At 69.9% G+C, this 14,165-nt stretch carries 12 protein-coding genes and 1 riboswitch; of the genes, 9 read left to right on the top strand and 3 right to left on the bottom strand.

Annotated features, from left to right (window positions below; genetic code table 11):
• Positions 1 to 4: 4 nt before the first annotated feature.
• The 7 genes from hpaE (at position 5) to QU603_RS03695 (ending at position 6,590) form a co-directional block, all read left to right on the top strand.
• The gene (hpaE, locus tag QU603_RS03725; protein ID WP_308493146.1) at positions 5 to 1,564 is read left to right on the top strand and encodes a 5-carboxymethyl-2-hydroxymuconate semialdehyde dehydrogenase; all 1,560 of its coding nucleotides are present in this window, start codon (positions 5 to 7) and stop codon (positions 1,562 to 1,564) included.
• Between the two features lie 32 nt (positions 1,565 to 1,596).
• Positions 1,597 to 2,760: a 3,4-dihydroxyphenylacetate 2,3-dioxygenase gene (hpaD, locus tag QU603_RS03720; RefSeq protein ID WP_308493145.1), complete on the top strand. Its 1,164-nt coding sequence runs from the start codon at positions 1,597 to 1,599 to the stop codon at positions 2,758 to 2,760.
• Between the two features lie 26 nt (positions 2,761 to 2,786).
• A complete protein-coding gene (gene hpaH / locus QU603_RS03715; protein ID WP_308493144.1) occupies positions 2,787 to 3,572 on the top strand; it encodes a 2-oxo-hept-4-ene-1,7-dioate hydratase in 786 nt (261 codons plus the stop codon).
• On the top strand, positions 3,557 to 4,369 hold the full coding sequence (locus tag QU603_RS03710) for an HpcH/HpaI aldolase family protein (RefSeq protein WP_308493143.1): 813 nt from the start codon (positions 3,557 to 3,559) through the stop codon (positions 4,367 to 4,369). The genes hpaH and QU603_RS03710 overlap by 16 nt, the downstream gene beginning before the upstream one ends.
• A 67-nt stretch (positions 4,370 to 4,436) precedes the next feature.
• The gene (locus QU603_RS03705) at positions 4,437 to 4,979 is read left to right on the top strand and encodes a hypothetical protein (RefSeq protein ID WP_308493142.1); all 543 of its coding nucleotides are present in this window, start codon (positions 4,437 to 4,439) and stop codon (positions 4,977 to 4,979) included.
• Positions 4,980 to 5,079: 100 nt separating this feature from the next.
• The gene (locus tag QU603_RS03700) at positions 5,080 to 5,466 is read left to right on the top strand and encodes a YciI family protein (protein ID WP_308493141.1); all 387 of its coding nucleotides are present in this window, start codon (positions 5,080 to 5,082) and stop codon (positions 5,464 to 5,466) included.
• 41 nt (positions 5,467 to 5,507) lie between these two features.
• Complete coding sequence (locus tag QU603_RS03695; RefSeq protein WP_308493140.1) at positions 5,508 to 6,590, top strand: RNA polymerase sigma factor; 1,083 nt, start codon at positions 5,508 to 5,510, stop codon at positions 6,588 to 6,590.
• Positions 6,591 to 6,694: 104 nt separating this feature from the next.
• Here the strand turns inward: QU603_RS03695 and QU603_RS03690 are convergent, their stop codons facing one another.
• Together QU603_RS03690 and glyA are read right to left on the bottom strand one after the other, a co-directional pair.
• On the bottom strand, positions 6,695 to 7,582 hold the full coding sequence (locus QU603_RS03690) for a bifunctional methylenetetrahydrofolate dehydrogenase/methenyltetrahydrofolate cyclohydrolase (protein ID WP_308493139.1): 888 nt from the start codon (positions 7,580 to 7,582) through the stop codon (positions 6,695 to 6,697).
• Between the two features lie 184 nt (positions 7,583 to 7,766).
• A complete protein-coding gene (glyA, locus tag QU603_RS03685) occupies positions 7,767 to 9,041 on the bottom strand; it encodes a serine hydroxymethyltransferase (protein WP_308493138.1) in 1,275 nt (424 codons plus the stop codon).
• Between the two features lie 43 nt (positions 9,042 to 9,084).
• A riboswitch (ZMP/ZTP riboswitch) is annotated at positions 9,085 to 9,167 on the bottom strand.
• 103 nt (positions 9,168 to 9,270) lie between these two features.
• On the opposite strand from glyA, the gene QU603_RS03680 reads away from it, so the two are divergent.
• Positions 9,271 to 10,839 carry a beta-N-acetylhexosaminidase gene (locus QU603_RS03680; RefSeq protein WP_308493137.1) on the top strand — a complete coding sequence of 523 codons (1,569 nt, stop codon included), beginning with the start codon at positions 9,271 to 9,273 and terminating at the stop codon, positions 10,837 to 10,839.
• Entirely contained in the window at positions 10,836 to 11,987 is a 1,152-nt protein-coding gene (nagA, locus tag QU603_RS03675; protein ID WP_308493136.1) for an N-acetylglucosamine-6-phosphate deacetylase, read from the top strand. The genes QU603_RS03680 and nagA overlap by 4 nt, the downstream gene beginning before the upstream one ends.
• A gap of 4 nt (positions 11,988 to 11,991) precedes the next feature.
• On the opposite strand, the gene QU603_RS03670 is transcribed toward nagA, so the two are convergent.
• Entirely contained in the window at positions 11,992 to 14,124 is a 2,133-nt protein-coding gene (locus QU603_RS03670; protein WP_308493135.1) for an alpha-galactosidase, read from the bottom strand.
• Positions 14,125 to 14,165: the final 41 nt, after the last annotated feature.

The following is a 14,165-nucleotide window of genomic DNA, read 5'->3' as shown; positions in this document are numbered from 1 at the left end:
AATCATGACCGATACCGCTGTGAACACCCGGCACGTGCCGGCAGACCTGCCCGGCCGCATCCAGCACTACATCGACGGCGAATTCGTCGACTCGCTGGACGGCGACACGTTCGGTGTCTTGGATCCCGTCTCGAACGAGGTCTATCTGCAGGCGGCGTCCGGCAAGAAGGCCGACATCGACCGGGCCGTCGCCGCAGCCAAGAAGGCGTTCGACGAGGGCCCCTGGCCCCGGATGCTGCCACGTGAGCGCAGCCGCATCCTGCACAAGATCGCCGACATCGTCGAGTCGCGCGACACGCGCCTGGCAGAGCTCGAGTCGTTCGACTCCGGCCTTCCGATCACGCAGGCGCTGGGCCAGGCCCGCCGCGCCGCCGAGAACTTCCGCTTCTTCGCCGACCTGATCGTGGCCCAGTCCGACGACACGTTCAAGGTGCCCGGCCGCCAGATCAACTACGTCAACCGCAAGCCGATCGGTGTGGCGGGTCTGATCACCCCGTGGAACACCCCGTTCATGCTCGAGTCGTGGAAGCTGGGCCCGGCCTTGGCCACCGGCAACACCGTGGTGCTCAAGCCTGCCGAGTTCACGCCGCTGTCGGCCTCGCTGTGGCCGGGCATCTTCGAAGAGGCGGGTCTGCCTCGGGGCGTCTTCAACCTCGTCAACGGCTTCGGCGAAGAGGGCTTTGCGGGCGACTCGCTCGTCAAGCACCCCGACGTGCCGCTGATCTCGTTCACCGGCGAGAGCCGCACGGGCCAGATCATCTTCGGCAACGCCGCGCCGTTCCTGAAGGGGCTGTCGATGGAGCTGGGCGGCAAGTCGCCGGCCATCGTGTTCGCCGACGCCGACCTGACCGCCGCCATCGACGCCACGATCTTCGGCGTGTTCTCGCTGAACGGCGAGCGCTGCACGGCCGGCAGCCGCATCCTGGTGCAGCGCGAGGTGTACGACGAGTTCGTCGAGCGCTATGCCGCACAGGCCAAGCGCGTGAAGGTCGGCTACCCGCACGATCCCTCGACCGAGGTCGGTGCGCTCGTGCACCCCGAGCACTACGAGAAGGTGATGGGCTACGTCGAGATCGGCAAGCAGGAGGCGCGGCTGGTCGCCGGCGGCGGCCGCCCCAAGGGCTTCCCCGAGGGCAACTTCATCGCCCCGACGGTGTTCGCCGATGTGAAGCCCGACGCCCGCATCTTCCAAGAGGAGATCTTCGGTCCGGTGGTCGCCATCACCCCCTTCGACACTGACGAAGAGGCCCTGGCCCTGGCCAACGGCGTCAAGTACGGCCTGGCTGCCTACGTCTGGACCAACGACCTCAAGCGCGCACACAACTTCGCGCAGGCGATCGAGGCCGGCATGGTGTGGCTGAACTCGAACAACGTGCGCGATCTGCGCACCCCGTTCGGCGGCGTCAAGTCCTCGGGCCTCGGCCACGAGGGCGGCTACCGCTCGATCGACTTCTACACCGACCAGCAGGCCGTGCACATCACGCTCGGAAAGGTGCACAACCCCACCTTCGGCACGCAAGAGCATCACACCGAGGTCGACCTCGATGACCCGGACCCCCGCTGAAAAGCCCACCACTCACGAGCAAGGACGCTGAGATGACCAACCGTAAAGACATGACGCTGACCTCGTCGGGGTACTACGTCTCCGCCGAAGCACCGATCGAGACCCCGAACCCGGTGCCGACGCCCACCAGCCCGGCCCCCGACATCCTGCGCTGCGCATACATGGAGCTCGTGGTCACCGACCTCAAGCGCTCGCGCAGCTTCTATGTCGACGTCCTCGGACTGTACGTGACCGAAGAGGACGAGAGCACGATCTACCTGCGCTCGACCGAGGAGTTCATCCACCACAACCTGGTGCTGCGCCAGGGCGCGGTGGCCGCCGTCGCCGCCTTCAGCTACCGCGTGCGCACGCCCGAGGACCTCGAGCGTGCGGTCGCCTTCTACACCGAGCTCGGCTGCGACGTGCGCCGCAACCCGCAGGGGTTCACGAAGGGCATCGGCGACTCGGTGCGCGTGGTCGACCCGCTCGGCTTCCCCTACGAGTTCTTCTACCAGACCGAGCACGTCGAGCGGCTCAGCTGGCGCTACGACCTGCACAAGCCCGGCGAGCTGGTGCGCCTGGACCACTTCAACCAGGTCACCCCCGACGTGCCGCGTGCCACGAAGTTCATGCAGGACCTCGGCTTCCGCGTGACCGAAGACATCCAGGACGAAGAAGGAACCGTCTACGCCGCGTGGATGCGCCGCAAGCCCACTGTGCACGACACCGCGATGACCGGTGGCGACGGCCCGCGCATGCACCACGTCGCGTTCGCCACGCACGAGAAGCACAACATCCTCGCGATCTGCGACATCCTGGGCGCCCTGCGCATGTCGGACCGCATCGAGCGCGGACCCGGCCGCCACGGCGTCTCGAACGCGTTCTATCTGTACCTGCGCGACCCCGACGGCCACCGCGTGGAGATCTACACGCAGGACTACTACACCGGCGACCCCGACAACCCGGTGATCACCTGGGACGTGCACGACAACCAGCGCCGCGACTGGTGGGGCAACCCGGTCGTGCCCAGCTGGTACACCGACGCGTCGCTCGTGCTGGATCTGGACGGCAACCCCCAGCCGGTCATCGCGCGCACCGACACGAGCGAGTTGGCGGTGACCATCGGCGCCGACGGCTTCTCGTACACTCGCGAGGGCGACGGCGACGACTTGCCGGAGTGGAAGCAGGGCGAATACAAGCTGGGTCACCAGCTGTAGGCGTTCCGACCTCAGAAGGAGACAGGATGCTGGAGCCCGACATCATCGCGCGCATCGCCGAGGAACTTGCCGAGGCGGATCGCACGCACGGCGTCGTCCCCCGGATCACGGCGCGCTACCCCGATGCGACCATCGAGGACTCGTACGCGATCCAGGGCGTGTGGCGGGACAAGAACCTCGCCGCCGGCCGGCGCCTGGTCGGCCGCAAGATCGGCCTCACTTCCAAGGCGATGCAGCAGGCCACCGGCATCACCGAGCCGGACTACGGCGTCATGTTCGACGACACCGTGTACGAGAACGGGTCGACGATCGCGTTCGATCAGTTCTCGAACGTGCGCATCGAGGTCGAGCTCGCCTTCGTGCTGAACGCCCCGCTCGAAGGCCCGCACTGCTCGCTGTTCGATGTGCTGCGGGCGACCGAGTACGTGACCCCGGCCCTCGAGGTGCTCAACTCGCACATCGAGCTGGAAGGCCGCACGATCGTCGACACGATCAGCGACAACGCCGCGTACGGCGCGATGGTGCTCGGCGGCATCCCGATGCGGCCCGACCAGCTCGACCTGCGCTGGGTGTCGGCCATGCTCTACCGCAACCAGACGATCGAAGAGACCGGGGTGGCCGCCGGCGTGCTCAACCATCCGGCGACCGGCGTCGCATGGCTGGTGAACAAGTTCCACCAGCACGGCTCGCGGCTCGAGGCCGGCGAGATCATTCTGGCGGGCTCGTTCACCCGACCGATGTGGGTGGAGCGCTTCGACACCGTGCACTGCGATTACGGACAGATGGGAACCATCACATGTCGCTTCGAGTGAAGCCCACCCTGCGCGACCGGCTGGCCGCAGCATCCCGCCCGCTCGTCGGAATCTGGACCTGCTCGGGCTCTGCGCTGGCCGCCGAGATCTGCGCCGGCAGCGGCATGGACTGGCTGCTCGTGGACGGCGAGCACTCCCCCATCGAACTGCACGATCTCATCGGCATTCTGCAGGCCGCCGAGGCATACCCCATCACGCCGCTGGTGCGGGTGGCCGCGAACGACATCGTGCGCATCAAGCAGGTGCTGGACACCGGGGCGCAAAACATCCTGGTGCCGATGGTCTCGTCGGTCGCCGAGGCGCAGGCGGCGGCGGATGCCGTGCACTATCCGCCGCGCGGCGGCCGCGGAGTGGGCTCGGCGCTGGCCCGTTCGGCGCGATGGAACCGCGTCGACGGCTACCTGCAGAACGCGGCCGAGCATATGTCGCTGATCGTGCAGGCCGAGACCGCCGAAGCGGTCGAGCACGCGGCCGAGATCGCCGCCGTCGACGGCATCGACGGCGTGTTCGTCGGGCCGAGCGACCTGGCGGCGTCGATGGGGCTGCTGGGACAGCAGTCGCATCCGGATGTCGTGGCCGCCGTGCACCGCGTGTTCGAGGCCGTCCACGCCGCCGGCAAGCCGGTCGGTGTGAACGCGTTCGACCCCGCCGTGGCCGACTCCTACATCCAGGCCGGTGCCGACTTCGTCGCCGTCGGCGCGGACGTCTCGCTGCTGGCGCGCGGGTCCGAGGCGCTGGCCGCCCGGTTCATTCCGGACGGCGCGGATGCGACATCCACCTCCCGCGCCTCGTACTGAGCGGGCGCCGGGCGGGCACCGACGGGCTCCTCTCGCACGTGACGGACGTATCTGACATCCTGAACGCATGAAGAAGTGGATCGTGCGGTTCGTCTCGCTGCTCGTGTTCAACGTCGTCGTGCTGCTGGTGATCGGCTTGCTCACCCCGGCCCACGTCGGCTGGTCGGCGCTGTGGGCGGGCATCATCATGACCGCTCTCGTGATCTGGGTCAAACCGCTGGTGTCGAGGTGGTTCAGGTCGATGGCGGCCGCATCGGCCGACGAGCGCACGAAGCTCGGCGAGAAGACCGTCCAGGGCGTGCTCGCCCTCGCCGTCGCCTTCGTCGTCTGGATCCTGACCGTCATCCTGACCGGTGTGAACGTGTCGGGATGGTTCTGGGGCTACGTCCTGCCGCCGGTGATCCTGCTGATCGGATGGGCGATCTACGACGCCGTCGACGACAAGGTCGAGGCACAGGCCTCCAGCCTGTATGACAAGGCCACCGGGGGTCGCTCGGTCGACACGAGGCAGGATGCCGCGGCTCCGCCGGCGACCGAGCGTGCCGGCCGCCGCGAACTGAAGGACGGACTCACCGACGAGCAGCGCAAGATGCTCGACGATCTCGGCTGATCCGGACCGCGGTCGCGTGAGCGATGTCGATTCCGATGTCGATCGGCGCTCGGCTCGATCGTCATCATCGTGTCAGCATCCACTCCTGGAAGGACCGATCATGCGATACACCCTCCTCTTGCAGTACCCCGAGATGACCACCGACGACCTCGGGCCCGAAGCGATTGCCGAGGGCATGCGCGCCTTCAATGTGTACGCCAAGGCGCTCGAGGCCGCGGGCGTGCTGCGCAGCGCCGAGGTGCTGCAGCAGAGCGACGTGACCACCACCGTCCGCGAACGAGGCGGCGAACTGCTCGTGCAGGACGGCCCCTTCGCCGACACGAAAGAGCAGCTCGGTGGAACGTTCGTGATCGAGGTCGACGACCTTGACCAGGCCATCGCCTGGGCCCGCCGGGCGCCGTCGGTCGCCTGGGGCGCGGTCGAGATCCGCCCCAGCGCGACCCGGTTCGTCGACGGCGCGTGGCAGGGCGCCGCGCCCGTGCGCTAGCGGGCGCCGGCCGGCGCCGGACGGAAGGCGGACTCGATGAGATGAGCGACCACCCGACCGAAGACGTGCGCGCCGGCGACCGAGCGCGGACCGCCGCAGAGCGCGCGGTCCGCGCCTCGTACGGCCGGCTGGTCGCGTTGCTGGCGTCGGGCACGGGCGATCTCGCCCTCGCCGAGGACTGCCTCGCCGACGCCCTCGAACGTGCCCTGCGCACGTGGCCGGAGGGCGGTGTCCCCGACAATCCGGAAGGATGGCTGCTCACTGTGGCACGCAATAGGCTGCGCGATGTGCTCGGTTCAGCCGCCCGCCGCACCGGCGCACCGCTCGACGACGCCATCGCCATGCCGGCCGGCCTTGATGTCGAGACTCTGATCGCGCGCGGCGAGGCGATCCCCGACCGACGGCTCGAACTGCTCTACGCGTGCGCGCACCCGGCGATCACGCCCTCCATGCGCACACCGCTCATGCTGCAGACAGTGCTCGGATTCGACGCCGCCCAGATCGCCACGGCGTTCGGCATCGAGCGGCAGACCATGGCGCAGCGTCTCGTGCGGGCCAAACGCAAGATCCGCGATTCCGGCATCCCGTTCGCCCTGCCCGCCCGCTCCGACATGCCGGTCCGCACGACCTCGGTGCTCGAGGCGATCTACGGGGCGTACGCGATCGACTGGCTCGACCAGCGCGAGGCGATTCGCACGTCGATCTCCGACGAGGCCCGCTGGCTCGCGGTGCTCACGGCCGCGCTGCTGCGCACCGATGCCGAGGCCTGGGGCCTGGCGGCGCTGCTGACCCTGGCCCAGTCTCGGGCGCCCGCGCGCACCGGCGACCCGTGGCCGCCCCTGGATGAGCAGGACACGACCCTGTGGGACCGCGAGCTCATCGCCGAGGGCGAGTCGCTGCTGCGCCGGGCGTCGGCCCTCGGCCGCCCGCTGGGCAGATTCCAGATCGAGGCGGCGATCCAGTCGGTGCACTGCGATCGCGCCCGCACCGGCACCCTCGACCGCACGGCACTGGTCGCGCTGTACCGCGGCCTGGTCGCAATCGCCCCGACCGCAGGGGCGCGCGCGGCGGCGGATGCGGCGCTCTCCGCGGCACAGCGCACGTCGCCCGACGGCCTCGGCTGATCACCCCATCGTTGCATCGGCAGGCACCCTGTCACCGACCATCGGCTTCGTCACGAGATGCGATCTGAACCGACGAGCCACGGCACCGGCGCACGGCCGTGTCGCTACGCGCGCGCCGCCGCCAACTCGGCGGCCTCCACCACGTTCGTCATGAGCAGCGCGACGGTCATCGGCCCCACCCCGCCGGGGTTGGGCGAGAGGAACCCGGCCACCTCGGCCACGGCGGGGTCCACATCGCCGTACACCTTGCTCTTGCCGGTTTCGGGGTCGGTCTCGCGGGTCACTCCGACATCGAGAACCGCCGCTCCGGGCTTGACGTCTTCGGCGCGCACGATGTGCTTGACGCCGGCGGCGGCCACGATCACGTCGGCCTGGCGCAGGTACGACGGCAGGTCGACAGTGCCGGTGTGAGTGAGGGTGACCGTCGCGTTGATCTCGCGACGCGTGAGCAGCAGCCCGATCGAGCGGCCGATCGTCACCCCGCGACCGACGACGACGACGTGCTTGCCCGCAAGGGAGTAATCGTTGCGCAGCAGCAGCTCGATCACGCCCCGCGGCGTGCACGGCAGGGGGGTCGTGATCGGGCTGTTCACGTTCAGCACGAGCCGGCCGAGATTCGTGGGGTGCAGGCCATCGGCATCCTTAGCCGGATCGATGCGCTCGAGGATCGCATCGGTGTCCAGGTGCTTGGGCAGCGGCAGCTGCACGATGTACCCGTGGCAGGCCGGGTCGGCGTTCAGTCGGTCGATCGTCGCCTCGACATCGGCCTGCGTCGCGTCGGCGGGCAGCTCGACGTGGATCGAGTTCATCCCGATCGCCTCGGACTGCTTGTGCTTCATGCCGACGTACAGCTGCGATCCCGGATCGGCGCCCACGAGCACCGTCGCTATGCCCGGGGTGATCCCCCGCGCCTTCAGCGCTGCGACCCGTTCGGTCAGCTCCGCCTTGATCGCCGCGGCTGCGGCCCTTCCGTCCAGCTTCTGTGCGGTCATCGTGAGGTCTCCTCGCGTAGCTTCCCCCGCCGCCATCGGCGAGGGTACATCTGACAGACGAGCGTATGGGGTTTCCCCTTCCTCTCGTCCGTCAGATGTACCCTCGCGGGTCGGAGGGCAGCAGAGGAAGGCGAATGGATGCCGCAAGCCCGCCGTCGCGGGAAGGCCGCGGCATCCGATCAGATCACTGGTGCAGGTCGGGATAGAGCGGGAACGCGGCGGTCAGCGCCGCAACCCGTGCGCGCAGGGCCTGCACGTCGGGGTCGGGCAGCAGCGCCCGGGCGATCACGTCGGCGACCTCGGTGAACTCGGCGTCGCCGAAACCGCGGGTGGCCAGCGCCGGGGTGCCGATGCGCAGGCCGGAGGTGATCATCGGCGGCCGCGGGTCGTTGGGCACGGCGTTGCGGTTCACGGTGATGTGGATCTCGTGCAGGAGATCCTCGGCCTGCTTGCCGTCGATCGCGGCGTTGCGCAGGTCGACGAGCACCAGGTGCACGTCGGTGCCGCCGGAGCGCACCGAGATGCCGGCATCCGCCACGTCCTGCTGCAGCAGCCGGTCGGCGATGATCCTCGCCCCGGACAGCACACGCTGCTGACGCTCGGCGAACTCGGGGGTCGCGGCGAGCTTGAACGCCGTCGCCTTCGCGGCGATCACGTGCATGAGCGGGCCGCCCTGCTGACCCGGGAAGACGGCGGTGTTGATCTTCTTGGCGATCTCGGCGTCGTTGGTGAGGATGAAGCCCGAGCGGGGACCGCCGATCGTCTTGTGCACGGTCGAGGACACCACGTGCGCGTGCGGCAGCGGTGACGGGTGCAGTCCCGCGGCCACCAGGCCGGCGAAGTGTGCCATGTCCACCCACAGCGTCGCGCCCACCTCATCGGCGATCGCGCGGAACGCGGCGAAATCGAGCTGGCGCGGATAGGCCGACCAGCCGGCGATGATGACCTTGGGCTTGTGCTCGAGGGCCAGGCGCCGCACCTCGTCCATGTCGATCAGCGAGGTGGCGGGGTTCACACCGTAGGCGACGATGTTGTACAGGCGGCCGGAGAAGTTGATCTTCATGCCGTGCGTGAGGTGGCCGCCCTGGTCGAGCGACAGACCCAGCAGGGTGTCGCCGGGTCGGGCGATGGCGTGCAGCACCGCGGCGTTGGCGGTCGCGCCCGAGTGGGGCTGCACATTGGCGTACTCGGCGCCGAACAGCGACTTGGCGCGGGCGATCGCCAGATCTTCGGCCACATCGACCTCTTCGCAGCCGCCGTAGTAGCGCCGCCCCGGGTAGCCTTCGGCATATTTGTTCGTCAGCACCGAGCCCTGCGACTGCAGCACCGAGACGGGCACGAAGTTCTCCGAGGCGATCATCTCGAGGTACGAGCGCTGGCGGTCGAGCTCACGCTCGAGCACCTGGGCGATCTCGGGGTCCACCTCGGACAGCGGTGCGTTGAAAAATCGATCGGTCATGGGCGTTTCTCCTCGACTCGGCACGTGCATCAGTAAGGGTGTTCACATCGGCCCAGGCGTGCGGTCGAATGCCGGTCGGTCGCTTCCCGGTGGTTACCCACCTCAACGCCAGTCGCGACACGTCGAGCATAGCGGATGCGCGCGCCCGCACTCGCGGGCAATCTCACGCCTGGTGGCGCGACGGAGAGTTTGTTAGGTTTCTTTACACAACGATCCGCGAGGAGTGGCGATGGCAGCACTGGTCCCGATCCCGGCGTCGCAGACGACGGATGCCGCAGCCTCCTCGTTCGCGCTGACCGACAGCGTCCGCCTGATCGCGGTGCCGGCAGCCCGCGCAGCCGCCGCGATCACCGCCGCGGCACTCGAACCCCTGCTGGGCCGCACGCTGGAGATCACCGAGCAGCCCGCACGGTCCGGTGACATCGTCCTGAGCTGTCTCGACCACGGTGAGCACGAGGCCTACACGCTGACCGTCGCACATGACGGCGTGCAGGTCATCGGCGGCGACGCGGCCGGTCTGTTCTACGGCGTGCAGACGCTCGTGCAGCTGGTCGCGGCATCCGGCGCCGAACGGCACATCGCGGCGACCGTGATCGAGGACCGGCCGCGGTTCGCCTACCGCGGGGTCATGCTCGACGTCGCCCGACACTTCTTCCCGGTGCCGGTCATCGAGCGCTACATCGATCGGATCGCCGCGTTGAAGCTCAACCACCTGCACCTGCATCTGACCGATGACCAGGGGTGGCGGCTCGAGCTGCGTGCGCACCCCGAGCTCACCGCGCTCGCCTCGAGCACCTCGGCACAGGGCGATGCCGGCGGCTTCTTCACGAAGGACGACTACGCGCGCATCGTCGACCACGCCGCCGCCCGGCACGTCACGATCGTGCCCGAGATCGACGCGCCCAGCCACACGCACGCGATCAGCCTCGCCCACCCCGAGCTCATGGAGCCGATCGCCCTCCGCGAGAGCGTCATGAATGTCGTGAACGCGTTCGGCGGCGGGGTGCCCACGGCGGGAGAGCCCTACACCGGGTTCGCGGTCGGATTCTCGTCGCTGAAGACGCGCGACGAGGCGACCTACGACTTCTTGGCCGATGTGTACGGGGAGCTGGCAGGCATGACTCCCGGCCCGTATCTGCACGTGGGCGGCGACGAGGCGCTGGGGACCGACCCCGCCGACTTCGCCGACTTCATGAACCGTGCGACCCGCATCGTGGCCGACCTCGGCAAGACGCCGATCGCCTGGCACGAGGCGGGAGCGTCGGGCGATCTGTCCGACGACACGATCGGGCAGTACTGGGGCCTGACCACCCCTGCAGAGGGCATGGGCGAGAAGGCGCGCACGTTCGTCCGAGCCGGTTCGAAGGTGATCCTCTCACCCGCCGATGTGATCTACCTCGACATGAAGTACGACGCAGACGACCCGCTCGGGCTGACCTGGGCCGACGGCCCGACCAGCGTCGAGGACTCCTACACGTGGGAGCCCACGGCGATCGTCGACGGCATCGGCGAAGACGACATCCTGGGCATCGAAGCGCCGCTGTGGACCGAGACGATCCGCACCGCCGCCGACATCGACACCCAGGCGTTCCCGCGTGTCGCATCCGCCGCCGAGATCGCGTGGTCGCCGGCCGGCGGGCCCGAGCGCACGTGGGCGTCCTTCCGCACCCGCGTGGGCGGGCTCGGGCCGCTCTGGCACCGCCAGGGCATCGGGTTCCACCACTCCCCCGAGATCGCATGGGCACCCGGCAGCGGCGACGACGCTGCCGCCGACGACCGCGGCGAGGCGGATCGGTGAGCTGCGATCGCGTCATCCACTCGGCTCGGCTGCTGGATGCCGGGCAGGTCACCGACGATGCCTGGGTGGCCTTCCAGGACGGTCTGGTGGCCGGCCGCGGCACCGGTGATGTGTGGCGCGACCTCGATCCGCGGCACGCGACGGATGCCGCCGGCGCGTGGCTGGCCCCGGGGTTCATCGACATCCACGGCCACGGCGGCGGGGGCGCGTCGTTCGACGACGGCGCCGAGGCCATTGCGGTCGGCCGCGGCGTGCACCGCGCGCACGGCACCACGCGTGCGGTGATCTCGCTGGTGACCGCCTCGATCGATGACCTCGCCGCCCGCGCGGCCCAGGTCGCCGAACTCGCCGCCGCCGACCCCACGATCCTCGGCTCGCACCTGGAGGGGCCGTTCCTGGACATCGGGCACAAGGGCGCCCACATGCCGTCGCTGCTGCGCGCACCCGACGACGCCGCGATCGACCGACTGCTCGCGGCCGGTGCCGGCACGATCCGCCAGCTCACGATCGCACCCGAGCTGCCCGGGGGTCTGGCGGCGGTCGCACGGCTGGCTGCTGCCGGCGTCACGGTGGCCATCGGCCACACCGATGCCGATGAGCACGTCGCCCGCGCGGCGTTCGAGGCCGGGGCGACCATCCTCACCCACGCGTTCAACGCGATGAACGGCATCCATCACCGCGCGCCGGGCCCGGTCGTGGCGGCACTGGGCGATCAGCGTGTGACGCTGGAGGTCGTCGCCGACGGCACGCACGTGCATCCCGACGTGATCCGGCTGCTCGTGCAGGGCGCGCCCGGCCGTGTCGCCCTGATCACCGACGCGATGGCGGCCACCGGGTCCGCGGACGGGCGCTACGAGCTCGGGGGGCTGGCCGTCACCGTCTCGGGCGGGGTCGCCCGACTCGTTCACGGCGGGGCGATCGCCGGCTCCACGCTGACGCAGGATGCCGCGATCCGACTCATGGTCGAACGCGTCGGGATGCCGCTGCCCGACGCCGTCGCCGCGGCCACGATCGTGCCGGCCCGCGCGATCGGCGTGGCCGATCGCTTCGGCGCGCTCACACCGGACCGTGCCGCCGACGCCGTGCTGCTGGATGAGACGCTCACCGTGCGCGCGGTATGGGTCGACGGCGACCCCGTCGGTCGCTGAGCCCTCAGAGCGCGCTCAGCTCGAGCACGAACGCCTGCACGGGCCACAGCGGCGGCAGCTGCAGGCCGACCTCGGCCAGCACGGCGCCGGGCAGCTCGATGACACCGGCCGAGAACCATGGTGGCGTGACCCAGCCGTGCCGCGCCGGTCCCAGCTCATCCTTCACGCTCACGCGGTACGTGCGCTCAGGGTCGAGTCCGGACAGCAGCAGGCGTTCGGCGCGCGCGTCTTCGAGCGAGGCGACCGTGGCGACCACGACCACCGCGGCGGCGGCATCCTTCGCCGTGAACGCCGTGACGCGCCAGGCGGGATCACGAAGCGTGGGATGCGATACGCGCCCCGCGTGCATGATCGCGCGCAGCCGCTTGTACAGGGCGGCGAAGGCCGCGACCTGCGCGCCTTCGTCGTCGCTGAGCTCCATCAGGTCGGACTCGAAGCCCGCCGAGCCCATGAGGCTCGTGGCCATCCGGTACGACAGGTCTGTGGCCCGCCCCGAGCCGTGCGAGACCGCCGGGCCGACGTGCGCGCCGACCAGCTCGGGCGGCAGCAGCAGCCCGGTCCAGCGCTGGATGTCCTGCCGCTCGACCGGATCGTTCGAGTCGCTCGCCCAGACGCGGTCGCACACGGCCAGCGCCCCCAGGTCGGTGCGTGCCCCGCCCGACGCGCACGATTCGATCTCGAGACCCGGATGCCGGGCCTTCAGCTCGGCGACCATGCGGGTGAACGCATGCGTCTGCGCGTGCGTACCGGGCCGGCCGGCGTGCAGGCTCTCGATCGTGTCGCGGTTGTGGTCCCACTTGATCGCGTCGACGCCGAGCTCGCCCACCAGCGCATCGATCTGCCCGAACACATGCGCGTAGGCGTCGGGATTCGCGATGTCCAGCACGTACTGCGTGCGCCACGACAGCTCGGCCGCGTGCTGCAGATGCCGCGGATCGTGCAGCAGCCAGTCCGGGTGGCTGCGGGCCAGGTCGGAATCCAGGCTCACCATCTCGGGTTCGAACCACAGCCCGAACTGCATCCCCAGCGCGTGCACGCGCTCCACGAGCGGGGAGAGGCCGTCGGGCCACACCGTGTGGTCCACGATCCAATCGCCGAGGCTCGTGCTGTCGTCGCGGCGCCCGGCGAACCAGCCGTCGTCGAGCACGAATCGCTCGAACCCGAGCCGGGCGGCGCGCTCGGCGAGCGCGATCAGTCGCGCCGGGTCGTGGTCGAAGTACACGGCCTCCCAGGTGTTCAGCGTCAGCGGCCGCGGCGACGAGGGATGCTGCGGCCGCCCGCGCAGCCAGGTGTGCACGCGCGCGGCCAACCCGTCCATGCCGTCATCGGCATACACGAACGCGACGTCCGGCGCTGCGTAATCCTCCCCCGCGCCGAGCACGATCTCGCCGGGTCGGAGCAGCTCCCCGGCACCGATGCGGGTGCGCTGGTCGGTGATCCGGTCCAGCCGGTAGCTCGTGTCGGAGGACCAGGCCACGTGCACGCCCCACATCCGCCCGCTCTGCCACTGCGGTTCGCCGACGCTTGCGACCAGCATCGTGGCGGCGTCGTGCCCGGGCCGCCCCCGGCGCGATTGCCGCACCGTGGAGCCGGGCGGCATGACGGTGACCACGGGGCGCTTCTCGCGCGCCCAGCGCCCGTCGAAGGTCAGCGTGTGCGAGGCCGTCGTGGGCACCGGCAGACTGGGCTCGAGCCAATCGACCTCGACCGGCTCGCCGTCGTTGCGCAGCTGTGAGCGCACCCACACGACCCCGCCGGTGGCGACCTCGATCTCCACCCTCACGCTCAGCTGCGCGGCGTCGTCGACGGCGTCGATCACGCAGCGCGTCGCGTCGTGCACGATCTCATCCAGCCGCCACCTCGCGCGCAGCAGCACTCCGCCGCGCCGCAGCGACATGCCGGGCCGGCCGCTGTATCCATCACCCTCGTCGGGCAGGATCGTCGCCTCCCATGCGGCGTCGAGGGTTCCGGGCGGCGTCTGGCGATCCACCGCAGCCGACAGCACGCCCGCAGTCAGGTCCCCCAGCACGCCCTCGGGCAGAGCAGCGCCCCAATGCAGCACACGCGGCAGTCCGGGGTGCGTGGCATCCACCACCACACCCACCCCATCGCGCTGCAGCACGAACGGATCGGTCATGCGGTCCTTCCCGCGACGCCCGCGCGTGCGACGCTGACCCG

The sequence above is a fragment of the Microbacterium terrisoli genome (assembly GCF_030866805.1).
Lineage (GTDB): Bacteria > Actinomycetota > Actinomycetes > Actinomycetales > Microbacteriaceae > Microbacterium > Microbacterium terrisoli.
The sequence above is the reverse complement of the archived record's forward strand: the minus strand, read 5'-3'. Positions and strand labels throughout refer to the sequence as shown.

Coding starts and splice junctions, on each gene's coding strand:
- hpaE (WP_308493146.1), top strand. CDS start 5: ATGACCGATACCGCTGTGAACACCCGGCACGTGCCGGCAGACCTGCCC.
- hpaD (WP_308493145.1), top strand. CDS start 1,597: ATGACCAACCGTAAAGACATGACGCTGACCTCGTCGGGGTACTACGTC.
- hpaH (WP_308493144.1), top strand. CDS start 2,787: ATGCTGGAGCCCGACATCATCGCGCGCATCGCCGAGGAACTTGCCGAG.
- QU603_RS03710 (WP_308493143.1), top strand. CDS start 3,557: ATGTCGCTTCGAGTGAAGCCCACCCTGCGCGACCGGCTGGCCGCAGCA.
- QU603_RS03705 (WP_308493142.1), top strand. CDS start 4,437: ATGAAGAAGTGGATCGTGCGGTTCGTCTCGCTGCTCGTGTTCAACGTC.
- QU603_RS03700 (WP_308493141.1), top strand. CDS start 5,080: ATGCGATACACCCTCCTCTTGCAGTACCCCGAGATGACCACCGACGAC.
- QU603_RS03695 (WP_308493140.1), top strand. CDS start 5,508: ATGAGCGACCACCCGACCGAAGACGTGCGCGCCGGCGACCGAGCGCGG.
- QU603_RS03690 (WP_308493139.1), bottom strand. CDS start 7,582: ATGACCGCACAGAAGCTGGACGGAAGGGCCGCAGCCGCGGCGATCAAG.
- glyA (WP_308493138.1), bottom strand. CDS start 9,041: ATGACCGATCGATTTTTCAACGCACCGCTGTCCGAGGTGGACCCCGAG.
- QU603_RS03680 (WP_308493137.1), top strand. CDS start 9,271: ATGGCAGCACTGGTCCCGATCCCGGCGTCGCAGACGACGGATGCCGCA.
- QU603_RS03670 (WP_308493135.1), bottom strand. CDS start 14,124: ATGACCGATCCGTTCGTGCTGCAGCGCGATGGGGTGGGTGTGGTGGTG.